12 protein-coding genes are annotated in these 16,904 nt (G+C 74.4%); 6 read left to right on the top strand and 6 right to left on the bottom strand.

Annotation, left to right across the window (positions count from 1 at the left end; genetic code table 11):
- Nucleotides 1-198: 198 nt before the first annotated feature.
- The gene (locus ABZ659_RS31120; RefSeq protein WP_360226604.1) at nt 199-1,230 is read left to right on the top strand and encodes a phosphotransferase family protein; all 1,032 of its coding nucleotides are present in this window, start codon (nt 199-201) and stop codon (nt 1,228-1,230) included.
- Between the two features lie 5 nt (nt 1,231-1,235).
- Nucleotides 1,236-2,450, top strand: a complete 1,215-nt coding sequence (locus ABZ659_RS31125) for an acyl-CoA dehydrogenase family protein (RefSeq protein WP_360226607.1) — start codon at nt 1,236-1,238, stop codon at nt 2,448-2,450.
- Between the two features lie 54 nt (nt 2,451-2,504).
- On the opposite strand, the gene ABZ659_RS31130 is transcribed toward ABZ659_RS31125, so the two are convergent.
- Genes ABZ659_RS31130 through ABZ659_RS31140 form a run of 3 tightly spaced genes read right to left on the bottom strand, consistent with a single transcriptional unit; the run spans nt 2,505 to nt 5,563 of the window.
- Nucleotides 2,505-3,095 carry a TetR/AcrR family transcriptional regulator gene (locus ABZ659_RS31130; RefSeq protein WP_360226610.1) on the bottom strand — a complete coding sequence of 197 codons (591 nt, stop codon included), beginning with the start codon at nt 3,093-3,095 and terminating at the stop codon, nt 2,505-2,507.
- A 27-nt stretch (nt 3,096-3,122) separates the two neighbouring features.
- Complete coding sequence (locus tag ABZ659_RS31135; protein ID WP_360226613.1) at nt 3,123-4,802, bottom strand: AMP-binding protein; 1,680 nt, start codon at nt 4,800-4,802, stop codon at nt 3,123-3,125.
- Nucleotides 4,799-5,563: an SDR family oxidoreductase gene (locus tag ABZ659_RS31140; protein ID WP_360226616.1), complete on the bottom strand. Its 765-nt coding sequence runs from the start codon at nt 5,561-5,563 to the stop codon at nt 4,799-4,801. The genes ABZ659_RS31135 and ABZ659_RS31140 overlap by 4 nt, the downstream gene beginning before the upstream one ends.
- A 198-nt stretch (nt 5,564-5,761) precedes the next feature.
- On the opposite strand from ABZ659_RS31140, the gene ABZ659_RS31145 reads away from it, so the two are divergent.
- Both ABZ659_RS31145 and ABZ659_RS31150 read left to right on the top strand, forming a co-directional pair.
- Nucleotides 5,762-7,000, top strand: coding sequence for a DUF1343 domain-containing protein (locus ABZ659_RS31145; RefSeq protein ID WP_360226619.1), 1,239 nt, complete (start codon nt 5,762-5,764; stop codon nt 6,998-7,000).
- Nucleotides 7,001-7,092: 92 nt separating this feature from the next.
- Complete coding sequence (locus ABZ659_RS31150; protein WP_360226622.1) at nt 7,093-8,472, top strand: serine-threonine protein kinase; 1,380 nt, start codon at nt 7,093-7,095, stop codon at nt 8,470-8,472.
- Nucleotides 8,473-8,510: 38 nt separating this feature from the next.
- On the opposite strand, the gene ABZ659_RS31155 is transcribed toward ABZ659_RS31150, so the two are convergent.
- Nucleotides 8,511-11,306, bottom strand: a complete 2,796-nt coding sequence (locus ABZ659_RS31155; protein ID WP_360226625.1) for a penicillin acylase family protein — start codon at nt 11,304-11,306, stop codon at nt 8,511-8,513.
- 252 nt (nt 11,307-11,558) lie between these two features.
- Here ABZ659_RS31155 and ABZ659_RS31160 point away from each other — a divergent pair, with 252 nt between their 5' ends.
- Both ABZ659_RS31160 and ABZ659_RS31165 read left to right on the top strand, forming a co-directional pair.
- Complete coding sequence (locus ABZ659_RS31160) at nt 11,559-12,164, top strand: hypothetical protein (RefSeq protein ID WP_360226628.1); 606 nt, start codon at nt 11,559-11,561, stop codon at nt 12,162-12,164.
- Nucleotides 12,165-12,688: 524 nt separating this feature from the next.
- Complete coding sequence (locus ABZ659_RS31165; protein ID WP_360226631.1) at nt 12,689-13,285, top strand: response regulator transcription factor; 597 nt, start codon at nt 12,689-12,691, stop codon at nt 13,283-13,285.
- A gap of 69 nt (nt 13,286-13,354) precedes the next feature.
- Here the strand turns inward: ABZ659_RS31165 and ABZ659_RS31170 are convergent, their stop codons facing one another.
- Entirely contained in the window at nt 13,355-15,139 is a 1,785-nt protein-coding gene (locus ABZ659_RS31170) for an ATP-binding cassette domain-containing protein (RefSeq protein ID WP_360226634.1), read from the bottom strand.
- Entirely contained in the window at nt 15,136-16,845 is a 1,710-nt protein-coding gene (locus tag ABZ659_RS31175) for an ABC transporter ATP-binding protein (protein ID WP_360226637.1), read from the bottom strand. The genes ABZ659_RS31170 and ABZ659_RS31175 overlap by 4 nt, the downstream gene beginning before the upstream one ends.
- Nucleotides 16,846-16,904 lie beyond the last annotated feature (59 nt).

Here is a 16,904-nt window from a genome sequence, read left to right on the forward strand (position 1 = left end):
CGGATCGCGGCCGATTCCGCCGGTCGTCGTGCGCAAGCCCGTCGGTGAGACCGAGGACACGGGCCCGGCCGAGGGCCCTCCCGCGCGGGAGGCCGTCGCCCCACCGTGGCCCCGATCACGTCGGGCCCCACCCCTGGACGCCATACCGACCGGTCGGCATCATGGTCTGGTCCTGTCAACGCGTCCCCAGGAGCGACGATGAGCCCCGACCACCCGCCTGGCCTCGACCCCGACCGGCTGCGCGGCCTGCTCGACCGTGAGCGGCCCGGCCTGGTGCGCGGCCCCCTGACCGGACGGCTGATCGAGGGCGGGCGGTCGAACCTCACCTACGACGTCACCGACGGCACCGGCCGCTGGGTCGTGCGGCGCCCGCCGCTCGGCCATGTGCTGGCCACCGCGCACGACATGAAGCGCGAGCACCGCGTGATCAGCGCCCTGCACCCCACCGACGTACCGGTGCCCCGCCCGGTGCTGCTCTGCGAGGACGAGGAGGTGCTCGGAGCGCCGTTCTACGTCATGGAGTTCGTCGCGGGCACCCCCTACCGCACCGCCGACCAGCTCGCCCCGCTGGGCCCGGAGCGCACCCGCGCGGTGGCGCTGTCGCTGGTGGACACCCTGGTCGACCTGCACGCCGTGGACCCCGCCGCGGTGGGCCTCGCGGACTTCGGCCGTCCGGAGGGCTTCCTGGACCGCCAGCTGCGCCGCTGGGGCAAGCAGCTCGACGCCTCCCGCAACCGCGACCTGCCCGGCATCGACGAACTGCACGCCACCCTCGGCCGCGAGCTGCCCGACTCCCCCGCGCCGACCGTCGTGCACGGCGACTACCGCCTCGACAACGTGCTCATCGACGGCGAGGACCGCATCACGGCGATCCTCGACTGGGAGATGTCCACCCTCGGCGACCCGCTGACCGACCTGGGCCTGCTGGTGATGTACAGCACGCTGCTCGGGCTGCCCCGCTCCCCCGTCTCCACCACCGCCGAGGCGCCCGGCCACCCCAGCCCCGCCGAGCTGGTCGAGCGGTACGCCGCGCGCTCGGGGCGCGACGTCTCCGCCGTCTCCTGGTACACGGCGTTCGCCTGGTTCAAGCTCGCCGTGATCCTGGAGGGCATCCACTACCGCTACACCCTGGGCCAGACCGTCGGCCGCGGCTTCGACCGCATCGGTGAGCTGGTCCCGGTCTTCATCGAGCACGGCCTGACGACTCTGACCCGCACCCAGGAAGGCTGACCGCCATGGACTTCGCGTTCGACGCGCGCACCGAGGAGCTGCGCACCAAGCTGCTCGCCTTCATGGACGAGTACGTCTACCCGGCCGAGCCGGTCGCACACGAGCAGCGCGCCCGGCTGGCGTCGCCGTGGGAGACCCCGCGGATCGTGGAGGACCTCAAGGCCGAGGCCCGCCGCCAGGGCCTGTGGAACCTCTTCCTGCCGGACACCGAGTACGGCGCCGGGCTGACCAACCTCCAGTACGCGCCGCTCGCCGAGATCACCGGCCGGTCCCCGCAGCTGGCGCCGACCGCGACCAACTGCGCGGCGCCGGACACCGGGAACATGGAGGTGCTCGCCCAGTTCGGCGACGACGAGCAGAAGAAGCGCTGGCTGGAGCCGCTGCTCGCCGGTGAGATCCGCTCGGCGTTCGCGATGACCGAGCCCGAGGTCGCCTCCTCCGACGCCACCAACATCACCACGCACATCCGGCGGGACGGCGACGACTACGTCATCACCGGCCGCAAGTGGTACATCTCCGGCGCGATGGACCCGCGCTGCGAGATCTTCATCGTGATGGGCAAGACGGAGCCCGACGGGCCCGACATCCGCCGTCAGCAGTCCATGGTGCTGGTCCCGCGCGACACCCCGGGCGTCCGGGTGGAGCGGGCCATGCAGGTGTTCGGCTACGAGGACCACTACCACGGCGGCCACGCCGAGGTGTTCTTCGACGAGGCGCGCGTGCCGGTGTCGAACCTCATCGGGGAGGAGGGCGGCGGCTTCGCCATCGCGCAGGCCCGGCTCGGCCCCGGCCGCATCCACCACTGCATGAGGCTCATCGGCATGGCCGAGCGGGCGATCGAGCTGATGTGCCGACGGGCGGTGTCACGGACCGCGTTCGGCAAGGCGCTGGCCCAGCAGGGCGTGGTGCAGAACTGGATCGCGGACGCCCGGGTGGCCGTGGAGCAGCTGCGGCTGCTGGTGCTGAAGACGGCGTGGATGATGGACACGGTCGGCAACCGCGGCGCCCACACCGAGATCCAGGCCATCAAGATCGCCACCCCGCGCACGGTCGTCGGGATCCTCGACCGCGCGATCCAGCTGCACGGCGCGGGCGGCGTCAGCCAGGACTTCCCGCTGGCCGAGCTGTACGCGGGCGCGCGCACCCTGATGCTGGCGGACGGCCCCGACGAGGTGCACCAGCGGTCGCTGGCGCGCCGGGAGCTGAAGAAGTACGTGTGACGCGGTAAGGGGCGGTCGCCCAGGACGACCGCCCCTTGCACAGATCCGTCGGCGCTACGGCCGCAGCGCCCGCAGCAGCAGGTCGGCCAGGTGGTCGGCGACCTGCTTCGGGGTGAGCGGGCCGTTGGGCCGGTACCAGGTCGACAGGTGGTGCACGGACCCGAAGTGGTAGTCCACCACCAGGTCGGCCGGGGTCTCCTTGCTGAAGACGCCCGCCTCCTGGCCCTCCTCGATCAGCGCCCGGAACCTCTCGTGGTAGCGCCGCCGCTCGGCGCGGACCTGCTTGTTCTTCTCCGGGCTGAGGTGGTGCATGGAGCGGAAGAAGATCGACGCGTCGTCGAGGTTGTCGATGGTGGTGACCACGACGTCGGCGGCGGCGTCCCGCACCCGCTTGTCGATCGGCTCGTCGGCGTCGGCGTAGGCGTCCAGGCGCTCCTGCTGGAGGCGCAGCACGCGCGCGTACACCTCGTGCAGCAGGTCGTCCTTGGACCCGAAGTAGTGGTAGAGCGCGCCCTTGGTGACGCCCGCCGCCTCGACGATCTCCTGCACCGAGGTGCGGTCGTAGCCCTGCTCGGCGAAGAGCCGGGTGGCGGCGGCCAGGAGCCGCTGCGGGACCGGGGCTCCCTCTCCGGTTGTCCTGGGCACTGCCGCCACCTGCCTTTCCATGAGGTCCTACTCGCTTTCGCGGGAACGCGAACGCAGCTCCCGACGGAGGATCTTCCCACTGGCCGTCTTCGGCAAGTCGGGCAGGATCTCCACCTGCCGCGGGTACTTGTAGGCGGCCAGCCTCTCCTCGCAGTACGCGGCCAGCTCGCCGGGGTCGGCGGTGGCCCCCGGGCGGAGGCTGACGTAGGCCTTCACGGTCTCGCCGCGGTAGCCGTCGGGCACCCCGACGACGGCCGCCTCACGCACCGCCGGGTGGGTGTAGAGCACGTCCTCGACCTCGCGCGGCCACACCTTGAAGCCGGAGGCGTTGATCATGTCCTTCTTGCGGTCGACGACGTAGAGCCAGCCCCGCGCGTCCATGAAGCCGATGTCGCCGGTGCGCAGCTCCCCCTCGGGGAAGGTCTCGGCGGTGGCGTCGGGGCGCCGCCAGTAGCCGGGCACGACCTGCGGCCCGCGCACCACGATCTCGCCCTGCTCCCCGAAGGGCACGTCGGCGCCCCGCTCGTCGACGATCCGGACGACGGTGTCCGGCCCCGGCACGCCCACCGCGAGCGTCCCCGACACCGGGTCGACGGGCGCCTCGCGCTGCGGCGGTACGGCGGCGCAGGGGGCGGTGCACTCGGTCAGGCCGTACCCGTTGCGGATGTACGGCCCGAACCCGGCGCGGAACTTCTCCACCAGGGCGGGCGGCAGCGGGGCGCCGCCGGAGGAGATGACCTCGAAGGAGGCGAAGTGGTCGCGGGTGACGCCGGGGTGCGCGGCCAGCGCCATGAAGGCGGTGGAGGGGCCGACGGTGTAGTGCGGCCGGTGCGCGGCGAACGCGTCGAGGACGACGCCCGCCTCGAACCGGTACGCCAGCACCAGCGTGCCCGCGCTGTTCAGGCAGGCGCCGAGCTGGCAGACCAGGCCGGTGATGTGGAACAGCGGCGCCATCGCGAAGTACACGGGCGGCGCGGGCAGGTCGAGCCCGGCCCGCTGCCGCTCGGCGTTGTGCATGATGTTGCCGTGCGTGTTGGTGGCGCCCTTGGGGGCGCCGCTGGTACCGGAGGTGTAGCTGATCAGCGCGATGTCGCCGGGCTCCAGGTCGCGCCCGGCCGGCGCCGGGTGCCCGGCCCGAGCGACCTCGGTGAGGTCGTCGGCGTCGGACGCCCGCGGCAGCCGCTCGAAGCCCAGCACGCGCGGGTCGTCGGTGCTCTGGAAGTCCAGCTCGCAGGCGGTGAGGACGGTCCGCACCGGGGAGTCGGCGGCCGTGTCGCGCAGATACGACTCCCAGGCCCGGTCGGAGCAGACCAGCGCGGCCACCTCGCCGTCCCGCAGGACGTGCGCGACCTCGCCCGCCTTGTACATCGGGTTGACCGGCACGACGATCGCGCCCGCCTTCCAGGCGCCGAGCACGGCGAGCACGAACTGCGGCGAGTTCTGCAGCAGTACGGCGACCCGGTCCCCGCGTGCCACCCCACGCCCGGCGAGGTACCCGGCGACGGAGTCGCTCAGGTCGTCCACCGCGCGGTAGTCGAGCCGCCCGTCGAAGTAGGCGAGGGCGGTCCGCTCGGGCGCCTCCCAGACGACCCGGCGCAGGGCGTGCACCAGGGAGTCGTCGGGGTGGACGGGGGCGCGCTGGGCGTCGCTGAGCAGGGCCAGCCAGGGCCGGTCGGCGTACCGCAGCCCGTCCGCCGGGACGGTCACCGGGTGGCCTCCCACTTCTGCTGGATGTGGTTCATGGTGGTCAGCCAGCGCTCGGGGTCGGCGGCCCGGTGCCGGTAGTACCCGGCGACCTCGGGGTGCGGCAGGATCAGGAAGCGGTCCTCCTCGATGCCCGCGAACAGCGCGTCCGCGACCGCCTCCGGCTCGATCGCCGTGGGCGTCAGCACGAGGTCGCCCGCGCTGCCGGTCCCGGCGAGCATGTCGGTGCGCACGCCCTGCGGGCAGATCGCGTGCACCTTGATCCCGCGGTGCCGGTAGGTCAGCGACAGCCACTCGGCGAAGGCGTGGGCGCCGTGCTTGGTGACGCTGTAGGGCGCGGCGCCGATCATGGTGAGCAGTCCGGCGGCGGACACGGTGGACACGAACCGTCCGGAGCCCCGCTCCAGCCACTCCGGCAGCAGCGCCTGCGCGGCCCTGACGTGCGCCATCACGTTCACGTCCCAGGCGAGCGCCCACACCGCCTCCTCGGCGGCCTCACTCCCCCCGGCGGCGACCCCGGCGTTGGCGCAGTACACGTCGACGACCCCGCCGAGCGCGTCGCGGGCCGCGTCGACGATGCCGGAGGCGTCCCCCGGCACGGCGGTCCCCCCGATCTCGTCGGCGACCGCCTTGGCCTTCCCCGCGTCCAGGTCGTTGACGACCACCCGGGCCCCGGCGGCGGCGAACCGCCGCGCGAGCGCGGCCCCGATCCCGCCTCCCGCCCCGGTGACGACGACCCCGGCGCCCTGCACGGCTTCCACCATTCGTTCTCCTCCAACGCATCCGATCCCGACCCGGAGACGGCCAGACTAACCAGTCGGTATGTTCCAGAGGAAGGGTTGGGCATCGCCGGAAAGAGGGGCGCGGGGCTGTGACACGTGCGGGTCGGCCGCGTGGGCGCGAGCAACCCCCACACCCCGCACCCTCCCCCCAGCCTGCGGAAGCGCCTACCGTGTCCCCCCATGCGCCTGTCCAGACGAACGCTGCTCGCAGCAGCCACAGCGACCGCGTCCCTGTCCGCCCCCACCGCAGCCGCCGCGCCCGACAGCCACCGCCCCCGGCGGACCGGCTTCGAGAACCTCGCCGCCCAGGACTACGCCCAGCTCAGCGGCGAACGCATCGGCATCGTCACCAACCCCACCGGCGTCACCCGAGACGTCCGCCACATCGTCGACGTCATGCACGACAACGAGCACGTGGATCTCAGGGCCGTCTTCGGCCCGGAGCACGGCTTCCGCGGCACCGCCCAGGCAGGCGGCTCCGAGGGCCGCTACGACGACCCCGCGACCGGCCTGCCGGTCTACGACACGTACCTGAAGAACGGCCAGGCCCTCGCCGACGTCTTCACCGCGTCCGGCGTGGACACCGTCGTGTTCGACATCCAGGACGTCGGCGCCCGCTTCTACACGTACATCTGGACCCTGTACGACTGCATGGAGGCCGCCGCCCTCGCGGGCAAGCGCTTCGTCGTCCTGGACCGGCCGAACCCGATCGGCGGCCGGTCCGCCGAGGGCCCGGTGCTGCACCCGGAGTTCGCCACCTTCGTCGGCCGCAAGCCGGTCGCGCAGGCGCACGGCATGACGGTGGCCGAGCTGGCGCTGCTGTTCAACGGGGAGTTCCTGGAGACCCCCGTACCGCTGGAGACGGTCCGGATGACCGGCTGGCGCCGCTCGGACCTCTACGACGCCTCGGGGCTGCCCTGGGTGCCGCCGAGCCCCAACATGCCCACGCCGGACACCGCCCTGGTCTACTCCGGCACCTGTCTGTTCGAGGGGACCAACCTCTCCGAGGGCCGCGGCACGACCAGGCCGTTCGAGCTGCTGGGCGCGGAGGGCGTCGACGGCCGCTGGGCCGCCGCCGCCAACGAACTGGGCCTTCCGGGGGTGCGTTTCAGGGAGGCGTACTTCGCGCCGACGTTCTCCAAGTTCCAGGGCAGGACGGTCGGCGGGGTGCAGCTCCACGTGCACGACCGCGCCGCGTTCGACCCGGTGCGCACCGGGATCGGTCTGCTGGTCACCGCCAAGCGGGCGTGGGGCGGCTTCGCCTGGCGGTCGGACAACTGGATCGACAAGCTCACCGGCTCCACGCTGGTGCGCACGATGATCGACGCGGGCGCGGACACCGACGAGGTGGTGGCGGGCTGGCAGGAGGAGCTGGCGGCGTTCCGGCGCACGCGCGTGAAGTACCTCCTCTACCGCTGATCCCGCACTGACCGCGCCCGCGCGTATGGCCAACGCCCTCCTCCCGCAGGACGATGCACCGCACCCGGCCTGTGGTACGAGGAGGTGCCGTCATGGCGGAACCGGCGATGAGCGTGACGCCGTACTGGGAGCTGACCTTCGACGCGGACGGGGACCCGGACGGCCGCCGCAGGGACCGGCTGCTGTCCGGGGTCACCGCGCGCGGGGTGCGGGACCTGGTGGTCTTCGCGCACGGCTGGAACAACGACCGCTCGACGGCCACCCGGCTCTACAGCGGCTTCTTCGCGCCGATGCCGTCCCTCGCGCCGACGGCCCGGCTCGGGTACGCCGGGGTGGTGTGGCCGTCGATGCGGTTCCCGGACGAGCCGATCCCCGACTTCCCGCGGTCCGTCGCCGCCGGGGAGCCGGGGCGCCCGACGCTCGACAAGGCGACCCGCAGGGCGCTGCTTGAGACGTTCCCCGGGCGGGCCACGGTGGTGGACCGGCTGGCGGAGCTGCTGGACCAGCGGCCCGGCGACGAGGCGGCGCTGACGGAGTTCGCGGGGCTGGCACGGCTGCTGGCGGACCCGGGCACGGGCGCGGTGTCCGCCCTCGACACCGAAGACGCTGAGGACGCCGAGGACGCCGAAAACACCGAGGACACCGAAGGCGCCGGGAACGCGGGGGACGCCGAGACGGCGGCGGAGCCGTCCCCGCCCGGCCTGTTCACCGCCCCGGCCGCCGAGGTGTGCGAGGAGTTCGCCGCGGCGCTCGCGCACCTCGAAGGGCGGCTCGGGCCGGGCCCCGCCTTCTCCCTGCCCAACCCCTGGGACGGCGCCCAGGAACTGCTCCGGCAGCTGACGTACCACGCGATGAAGCGGCGGGCGGGCACCGTCGGCGAGCGCGGCCTCGGACGGCTGCTCGGTCACCTGGCGCAAGCGGCGCCGCACGTGCGCGTGCACCTCGTCGGACACAGCTTCGGGGCGCGGCTGGTGTCGTTCGCGCTGCGCGGGCTGCCCCCCGGGGTGGCCACGGTGAAGTCGGTGACGCTGCTCCAGGGCGCCTTCTCGCACTACGCGTTCGCGGACCGGCTGCCGCACGACACGCGTGCGAAGGGCGCGCTCGCGGGCCGTCAGCGGCGGGTCGACGGTCCGGTGGTGTGCTGCCACTCCCGGCACGACTCGGCGCTCGGCACGTTCTACCCGCTGGCGTCCCGCACGGCGGGCGACGACCGCGGCCTCGCCCCGTTCGACCTCGGGCGGGTGCTCGGCGACCGGTGGGGCGCGCTCGGCTACGAGGGGATCAGGGCGGTGCCGGGCACGCGCGCGTGGTCGCTCGCCGAGGCGCTGGACCGGCGGCTGCCCGCGTCGGGCTGCGTGAACGTGGACGCGGCGGCCGTGGTGCGGCGGGGCGGGCCGCCCGCGGGCGCGCACAGTGACATCGTGCACCGGGACCTGGCCCGGCTGGTGCTGGCGGCGGGCCGCGTCGGATGACGGCCCGCCGCCAGGTTCACCTCAGGTCACCGTGGGTCTCAGCGGTGTGAGGTGAACTCCACGACCTGCTGGTAGGTCGGCCGGTTCTGCCAGCTGATCGGGGCCTGGGTGATGCCGCCGAGCGCCCGGTGGATGATCGCGTCGGCGCACCACTGGTCACCGGCCGAGCAGTGCTCGTCGCCCGGGTAGACCTGGGCGGCGGTACGGCCCGCCGCCTGTTTCAGGGTGCTGGTGAGGACGTCCCGGCAGCCGCCGAGGGTGCCGCCGCCGCAGTACGTCCGCGCGAGCGGGCCGCTCACCTGCTCGCCGAGGACGGCCCGGATGTCCTTGTCGACATAGCTCCACCAGCCGTACTGGAAGGAGCTTCCGGCGTGCGCGCCGGTCGGGCCGTGCGCGGCGGACGGGGACTCGTCGACGGGCAGGTTGGCGGTGACGGCGCCGAACAGGTCGCTGCCGAGGCCGGGTTCGAACTCGGCCTTCACCAGCAGCGGCCACCAGGCGTCCAGGACGCGGATGGCGTCCGCGTGGGCGTACTTCTTCGACCCGGCGGCCGTCTCGGTGCGCTTGGCGCCGGAGGAGACCCACGCGGTGAGCTTCTGCACGGCGTCCGCGACGGCCGGGTCGGTCACCGGGGCGCTGTCGAGCACCCGCAGCAGCTTCGGCAGCACGTCCTCGGCGCGCAGGTCGGTGAGCCCGGCCTCCGCCATCGCCTTCACCAGCGCGGGGCGGGTCACGCCGCCCTGGGCGACCAGCCGCTTCACCCGGTCGTCGAGGAGGTTGCCGCGGTGCACGGAGCCGTCGCCCCAGGGCGCGACCGCGTACTCCTTCGCCTGCGCGTTGTTCCAGGAGATGTAGTAGTCCTGGTCGGTGCTGCTGGGGTGGGCGGACGGCGGGGTGTAGGAGGCGGTGTTGGTCTCCGGGGTCCAGTCCCGCCACTCGTGGGCGGGCCGCGCCCACACCGGGAACTCGCCGTCGACCCCGGCCGCGCGCACCGGGTTGTCGCCGCTGTTGTAGTACGCGGTGTGCTCGGCGTCGGCGTAGAACCAGTTGAAGGTGTAGTTGATGTGCTGGGTGGCCCGCTGGAAGTCGGCGGGGCCCTTGACGTAGTCGGGGTCGTTCAGCATCTGGAAGCCGATGATCGAGTCGGCCTCGTGCAGGAACGACGAGCGCAGGGAGGTGTAGGCGACCTTCTTGCCGCCGACGGTGGCGCGGTACTCGACGGGGCCGTACTTGGTCCGCCAGACCCGCATGGTGTACGAACCGGCGGCCGTGGAGTCGGCGACGGTGGGCTTCCAGGCGTTCTTCCGCTCGACCTTCTCCATCGGCGTGCAGGCGCCGCGGTAGAGGTAGTGGTAGTCGTCCTGGCACAGTTCGACGGCGTAGGTGTCGATGATGTCCTGGCCCGACGTCGTCGCGCTCCACGCGTAGTCCTGGCCGCGGCCGAGTTCCACGTAGAAGCTCAGACCCGCGAAGGAGGCGCCGCGGGCGCTGATGCCGGGGCCCTGGATCTCCTGGAGCATCAGCAGCTGCGGCGCGAAGTAGCCGGTCTGCGGCCCGAACACGGCGACGGGGTGCCCGCTGGCGGTGTGCTTCCCGCTGACGACGAGGGCGTTGGACATGCCGCGCCGGGCGGAGCTGACGGCCTGCGCGGCGGCCGAGGCGGAGGTACTGGCGGCGGTGGCCGAAGCGGCGGCGCCGGTACGGTCGTACACCAGCGGTTCGCGCTGGAGCGAGCCCGGGTCGGGCAGGGCGGCGCCCTGCGGGTCGGCGGGCTTGGCGCCGTAGGGGAAGCTGCCGTCGTGGACGGTGAGGACGGCCTCCGGGTCGTTGCGCATCCGGAAGGACTCCCACACCCGGGTGCCCTCCTCGACGCCGTACCGGTTCTGGGCGGCGAGCAGGGAGAGCGCGTTGTTGACCTCGCCGCCGCCCCCGGAGCCGAACAGGGCGCCGATGACGGAGGCCAGCGCGACCAGGTCGCTGGTCTTGAAGTGCTCGATGGTCCCGGCGTTGGTGATGGAGTCCTTGTGGCCGGTGAGGACGTACTCGCCGGGGAAGTAGCGGCCGGAGTCGGAGGCGTCTATGTAGGCGTTGACGCCGTCGACGTACGCCTTGACGTCGGCGAGGGCCTGCTGTCCGCGCTCGCCGTTGCGGGCGGCGGCGCCCTCGATCTGCGCCTGGAGGTCCGCCTCCGTGTACGGGGCGTTGCGCCAGAACTCCTGCTCCAGGCCCTGGTTGGCGGGGGCGCCCCCGGCGAAGCCGGTGAGCTGGCCGCGGCCGACGTGGCGGAAGACGTCCATCAGCCAGAGCCGGTCCTGCGCGGCGGCGTACCCGGCGCCGAACTCGGTGCCGTACCGGGTGGTGCCCGTGATGTGCGGTATGCCGGTCTTCTTGTCCCGGACGATGGTCACGTCCGTGCGTCCGGCGGGGCGGACGGTGGAGCCGACCTGGTCGGCGGGGACGCCGAACGAGGCGTTGTTGAAGAAGGAGTTGATCGTGGCACCGGTCAGGTTGGGATAGCCGGTGGCCAGGTTGGCGTAGGGGCCGAGCTGGTCCGCCGCGTGCGCGGGCCGGCTGCCGAAGACCTGGTGGAGCAGGATCTGGGCGAGGGTGGCGTTGCCGTTCTGGCCGGGCGGCAGGATGTCGGAGCACTGGTTGCCGCAGTGGTCGGCGACGGCCGTGACCTGCGGGGCCGCGGGTTCGGCCGCCGCCGCTCGGGAGAGTGGCGACAAGAGACCGGTCATGAGGACGCATACGGATGCCGTCTTCAGGAACCCGTGGAATGCGCGGGGAGTTCTCAGTCTGTCGAGCGCGTTGCGTGGGGTGCGCCGAGGCATGGCACCTCCTGACGGACGTGGGTGGGGCCGGATGTTACCCGCGGTTATCCCCGCGTTGGAAGATGAACATGCGTCACGTTCCGGCGGTGACGGTCGCCGCTCACGGCGGCCGTCGGACATCGGAGGGATCGGAGGGGAGCCGAATCGGTTGTCGATACGTCTATTCGGCGACGTCCGTACGACGACGCCGAAGTAGCCGAAGTAGCCGGAGTAACCGAAGTGCAGGTGCAGGTGTGACGGAGGTGCAGGGCGATGGCCGGTTTCCGGAGTCTGGCAAGACAGGTACGCGACCCACGGTGTGATCTGGCGCTACGGCGCTACTCGCTGCGCAAGTGCCTTGAGCGGTTCGCCCCTTACGGCCACAGGGCGACCTGGGACCATCTCTGCTCGCGGGCCGGATTCGGCCCCGAGGACCGCTCTCCCGACCCGGTGCGGCTCGTGGCCGCGCTGGAGGAGTTGGAGGAGGCGCGCGCGGTGTGGCTGGCCTACGAGGTCGAGTTCGCCGAGCGTCGCAGGAAGGAGAAGCACGACGGGCTGCGCCGTCCGGGCAGCGTGGACGACTGGCACCGGATGACGTGGGGCGGCTTCGGTGTCGCCTGGTGCGACGACCCGCGGCTGCACCCCCGTGAGCCGCTGGCCGAGGTGCTGCGCCGGATCATCGCCGCGCTGGAGCGCGAGCCCGGCTGGTCCTGCCCGGTGTGCGGCGGGGCCCGTCTGGTGTGGAAGTACGACCTGGACCACGAACCGTCCTCGGGCCCCGTCTGCGCGGACTGCGGGATTCTCGTCCCACGCCCCGTGCTCACCCCGGAGGCCCTCGCCCACGCCCGGCGCGGACACCGCCTGCTGGTGTCTGCGTAGCGGCCGTGGCGGCCGACCCGTAGCGGGGGCGGGGGTGCGCGGGAGCACGCCGCACCCCCACGGGTGGGCCCGTGCCGAGGGCCGCGCGGGGGCCGCGGGGGTGAAAAGTCCAGCAGGGTGGGTGCATTCACGCCAGATTGCCGAGCAGCGGTCTCCGGCCGGAAACCGCTGAGTACGCCCCGTGAACCACTCCCCCAAGCCTCATGTGCCCTCGCCACCCCGACGGCCCGCCGGAGGCGCTGGCCAGGATCTCCCCGCCGACGGCGGGTGGGACCCCGTCCGTCCGGTTGCGGGGTGAGGTTCCGCAACTTTCGGCCGGAGTGGGTGTCTTCGCCGTTTTCCCACTGACCCGCCGCCGGTGCGCCGCCCGTCCGGGGCGGTCAGAACGGCGGATTGGCTGCGGTGGGCCCCCGGTGTGCGTGAGCCCGGTGTTCCGGATGGGCGGATGAGGGCACATGGCCGGTGGCGCGGGGAGCGTGAGCGGCTGTCTCCGGGTGACGGCCGCCGGACATGGTGGGGTGAGCATGGTTCGTGTTCTCGTGGTGCACGACGAGGGGTTACTGCGGTCCGCGCTCGTGCAACTGCTCGGATCCGACGAGGGTCTGGAGGTCATGTCGCTGTCTCCCCGCGCGGACGTACCCGATCACGACACCTCGTCGACGGATGTGTGTGTGGTCGACGGCGACTGTCTGGAGGGCTCGGAGGCGGCGCCCGGCGCGCCGTTCCGGGCCCGGTGGGGTGACCGGCTGGTCGTGTTGACCACGCCGGAACGGCCCGGGGTGCTGCGCCGGGCGTTCGACGGCGGCGCGCTCGGCCTCGTCGACAAGGACGCCTCCGCGGAGCGGCTGATCACGGCGGTGTACCGGGTCGCCAAGGGCGAGCGGTACCTCGACGAGCCGCTGACCGTGGCCCTGTTGGAGGGCGCTGAGATGCCGCTGACGACCCGTGAGCTGGGCGTCCTGTCCCTGGCCGCGCGGGGCGCCCCGGTCGCCGAGATAGCGGCCCGCCTCCACCTCTCCCGCGGTACCGTCCGCAACTACCTGGCCACCGCGATCCGCAAGGTGGGCGCCCGCAACCGGGTCGACGCGATCCGCATCGTCCAGGACGCGGGCTGGACCTGAGGGGGAGGACGGGGCGGACGCCGGGCGGGCCGGAGACAGCGGAGGTCCTCCCCCGGCGGCGCCCCGGGGTCACCGCCCCGCCGCCGTCCCCTCGTTCCAGTGGCCCGTCAGGTCGCGGTAGAGCGGGGAGCGGGTGAGGAGTTCGTGGTGGGGGCCGCAGTCGGCTCGTACGCCGTCCAGGACCAGGACGCGGTCGGCGCGGGCGGCGGTGGACAGCCGGTGGGCCACCAGGAGCAGCGTGCCCGGACGGCGGGCGAGGGCGGCCTCCGCGCGGGCCTCCGTCGCGGGGTCGAGGTGGCAGGTGGCCTCGTCGAGGAGGAGCAGCGGCGCGGGCGACAGGTACGCGCGGGCCAGCGCGACGAGCTGCCGCTCACCCGGTGAGAGGCCGTCCGGGCGCACCGTCGCGTCAAGGCCGCCCAGCCGCTCCACGAGCGGCTCCAGGCCGAGGGCGTGGACGGCGGCGGCCACGGCGGGCGGCGGCGCGTCCGGGCGGAGGTAGGTGAGGTTCTCCCGCACGGTGCCGGTGAAGACGTACGCCTCCTGCGGCACCAGTACCCGCGCCCCGGCCCGTTCGGCGCCGGACAGCCCGGCGACCGGCCGCCCCGCCACCCGCACCTCACCGGCGCTCGGCGCCAGTGTGCCCGCGACCAGCCGGGTCAGCGTCGACTTGCCGATGCCGCTCGGCCCGACCACGGCGAGCCGCTCCCCTGGCTCGACGCTCAGGTCCAGCGCGTCGAGGACGGGTTCCGCGCGGGCCCCGTACGCGAACGTCACGCCCCGCAGCTCCACGGCGGCGGAACCGACGGGGCGGGCGCGACGCGGTACCGGCGTGACCGGCGCGGCTGCCGTCGCCTCCTCGGGCGGCTCGGCCGCGATCCGGTCCAGGACCACCAGCAGCCGTGCCCCCGCCGTGCCGAGCGCCGTCATCAGCGTGTGCAGCGCGGGCAGCAGCGACTGGGCGAGGTAGGTGAACGCGCCGAGCAGCGCCCCCGTCGTCACCCCACGGGCGCGGAGCCAGGGCACGCACAACAGCAGGACGAGGACCGGAAGTTGCCCGGAGACGCCGAGCGCCGTCGTCCGTACGGCCGTCCAGCGCGCCAGGGCGCGGGCGGTCGCGGCGGCCACGGCGACCCGCTCCCCGCCCTCCCGGGCCGCCCGGGGCCCGGTGCCGCAGGCGGTGAGGTCCCGCAGGGCCGCGCGGGTGCGGGCGGCGTGGTCGCCGAGCGCCTCGTCGGCGGCCAGGGCACGCCGCTGGGCCGCCGCCATCGGCCGCAGGGTGGCGAGGAACAGCGCCAGACCGGCCACCAGCGGCGGCAGGACGACGACCAGCAGCGCCGGGTGCAGCGACAGCAGCCCCAGCAGCGCCCCGGCCGCGGTGAAGACGAACGACCGCAGCGTGAGCACCAGCCCGGCGAAGCTGTCGCGGGCGATCTCCACCTGGTTCGTCAGCCGGGACACCGCCGCCCGGTCGGTGCCGCCGGGGCCGGTCAGCGCGCGGGCCAGCGAGCGGTCGACGGCCCGCCGTACGAGGCCGTCCCGCAACGGTTCCGTCAGCCCCGCGAGCCCGGCGAACACGCCCCGCGCCACCGGCGCGCCGAGCAGCACGCCCACCGCCGCGAGGCCGAGCCAGAGCAGCCCCCCGCGGGTGTCCCCGGCGAGGAACCCCTCGTCGACGGCGCGCGCGACGCCGTACCCGACCACGAACGCCTGGGCCGCCTCCGCCAGCGACCAGACGGCGAGCCGCGCCAGCACCGCCTTGCGGCGGGCGAGGAAGCGGCGGGCGGGGGGCGCGATCCGGCGCAGCGCCCCGTCCCCGGCGGCGGCGTCCGGCCGCGGGGCGCGGCGCTGGCTCATGTCCGTGCCTCCGCCTGCGGGCCGTCCGCGTGGGGCGCGGCCTCCTCGTCCGCGAACACCGCCCGGTACGCCGCCCGCCGCCACAGCTCGTGGTGCGGCGCGACGGCCCGCACCCGGCCGTCCGCCAGCCAGACGACGAGGTCCGCGCGGGCGGCGGCGGAGGGGCGGTGCGCCACGACGAGGCGGGTCCCGGGCCGTACCGCGCGGCGCAGCGCGGTGTCGACGGCGTGTTCGGTGGCGGTGTCCAGGCTGGAGGTCGCGTCGTCCAGCACCAGCAGCCGTCCGGCGTGCGCGAACGCGCGCGCGAGCCCGAGGCGCTGGTACTCGCCCCCGGACAGCGGGGCGGACGGCAGCGGGGTGTCGTAGCCGTACGGCAGTCGGCGTACGAAGGTGTCGGCGCCCGCGGCGCGTACGGCGTCCCGGACCTGCCCGGCGGTGAGCGTCCGGGGCCCGGCGGCGACGACCCCGGCGACCGTGCCCTCGCCGAGCACGGGGCGTTCGAAGGCGTAGCCGACCTCGCGGCGCAGCGCCTCGCGCGTCAGCTCGGCGAGGGGCACGCCGTCGAGCAGCACCTGCCCGTCGTCGGGGTCGACGAGCCGCCCCGCGACGGCGGCGAGGACGGACTTGCCCGCGCCGCTGCGGCCGACCACGGCGACGGTGCTGCCGCCGGGGACCCGTAGGACGTCGGCGCGCAGGACGGTCCGTCCGTCGCGCCGTACCCGCACGCCGCGCAGTTCGAGGTCGCCGGGGCCGTCGGGGGGCAGGTCGCGGGTGCCGTACGGCAGGGCGGGCAGGTCCTCCAGCGCGCGGGTGCGGTCGCGGGCCCGGCGACCGCGGACGACGGCGCCGAGCGGGGTGGCCGCGCCGCCGATCCCGGCGGCGAGCTGGGCGTAGCGGCAGGCGGCGAGCAGCCCGCCGACGCTGAGGGCGCCCGCGGCGAGGCGCAGTCCGCCGACGGCGGTGGCGGCGGTGGTCAGCAGCGGCACCAGGACGCCGCCGCGGGCCAGCGCCCGCCCGTGCAGGGTCCACATCCGGGCGCCGAGGGCGGCGAGTTCGGGCAGCGGCGCGAGCACGCGCGCGCGTTCGCGCGGGGCGGTCCCCGCGGCGGCGATGGTGGCGGAGCCGTCGAGGGCCTCCAGGAGCCGGGCGGCGATCCGCGCCTGCACCCGCTGGTACGCGGCCACCGAGGCGCCGGTGTCCCGGGCGAAGGCGCGCAGCACCAGCGCCAGCGCGGGCAGCCCGGCGAGCACGCTCCCGGCCACCCACGGGTCGACGAGGGCGAGCGCGCCGAGCGCGCCCACCGGGGTGACGAGCGAGGCCGCCAGCGTGGCCCGGGCCGCCGGGGCGCCGCCCGCGTCGCCGGCGTTGAGGGTGAGCCGGGTGGCGACGTCACCGGGCGGGTGGGGCCGGGCCCGCTCCGGTACGGCGGCCAGCAGACCGGCGTACGCGCGCGAGCGCACGGTGGCGGTCCAGGCGGCGGTGCAGTGGCCGGTGCACAGCGCGGTGAGGCTGTCGAGGAGCAGTTCGCCGAGGAGCAGGGCGGCGCTGAGGACGAGCCAGGGTCCGGCGGCGCCGTCGCGGAGCAGCAGGTCCAGGGTGCGGCCGAGGACGAACGGCTGGGCCACGGTGGTGAGGGCCGCCGCCGTGGCGCAGAGCAGCACCAGCAGTTCGGGGGCGCGTCCCGGTCCCGGGTCGCGGGTGGTCACCTTGGGCGTCGTCCCTTCCTTCCCTCGCGGGCGCACACGGGACGGCGCCCCGGGCCGGA

It is taken from the genome of Streptomyces sp. NPDC006997, assembly GCF_040635175.1.
In the GTDB taxonomy this organism is placed as follows: Bacteria; Actinomycetota; Actinomycetes; order Streptomycetales; family Streptomycetaceae; genus Streptomyces.

Excerpts from the sequence above, each read along its gene's own strand:
- ABZ659_RS31140 (WP_360226616.1), bottom strand. The coding sequence starts at position 5,563 with ATGGTGGAAGCCGTGCAGGGCGCCGGGGTCGTCGTCACCGGGGCGGGA.
- ABZ659_RS31125 (WP_360226607.1), top strand. The coding sequence starts at position 1,236 with ATGGACTTCGCGTTCGACGCGCGCACCGAGGAGCTGCGCACCAAGCTG.
- ABZ659_RS31150 (WP_360226622.1), top strand. The coding sequence starts at position 7,093 with ATGGCGGAACCGGCGATGAGCGTGACGCCGTACTGGGAGCTGACCTTC.
- ABZ659_RS31155 (WP_360226625.1), bottom strand. The coding sequence starts at position 11,306 with ATGCCTCGGCGCACCCCACGCAACGCGCTCGACAGACTGAGAACTCCC.
- ABZ659_RS31120 (WP_360226604.1), top strand. The coding sequence starts at position 199 with ATGAGCCCCGACCACCCGCCTGGCCTCGACCCCGACCGGCTGCGCGGC.
- ABZ659_RS31145 (WP_360226619.1), top strand. The coding sequence starts at position 5,762 with ATGCGCCTGTCCAGACGAACGCTGCTCGCAGCAGCCACAGCGACCGCG.
- ABZ659_RS31165 (WP_360226631.1), top strand. The coding sequence starts at position 12,689 with ATGGTTCGTGTTCTCGTGGTGCACGACGAGGGGTTACTGCGGTCCGCG.
- ABZ659_RS31170 (WP_360226634.1), bottom strand. The coding sequence starts at position 15,139 with ATGAGCCAGCGCCGCGCCCCGCGGCCGGACGCCGCCGCCGGGGACGGG.
- ABZ659_RS31160 (WP_360226628.1), top strand. The coding sequence starts at position 11,559 with ATGGCCGGTTTCCGGAGTCTGGCAAGACAGGTACGCGACCCACGGTGT.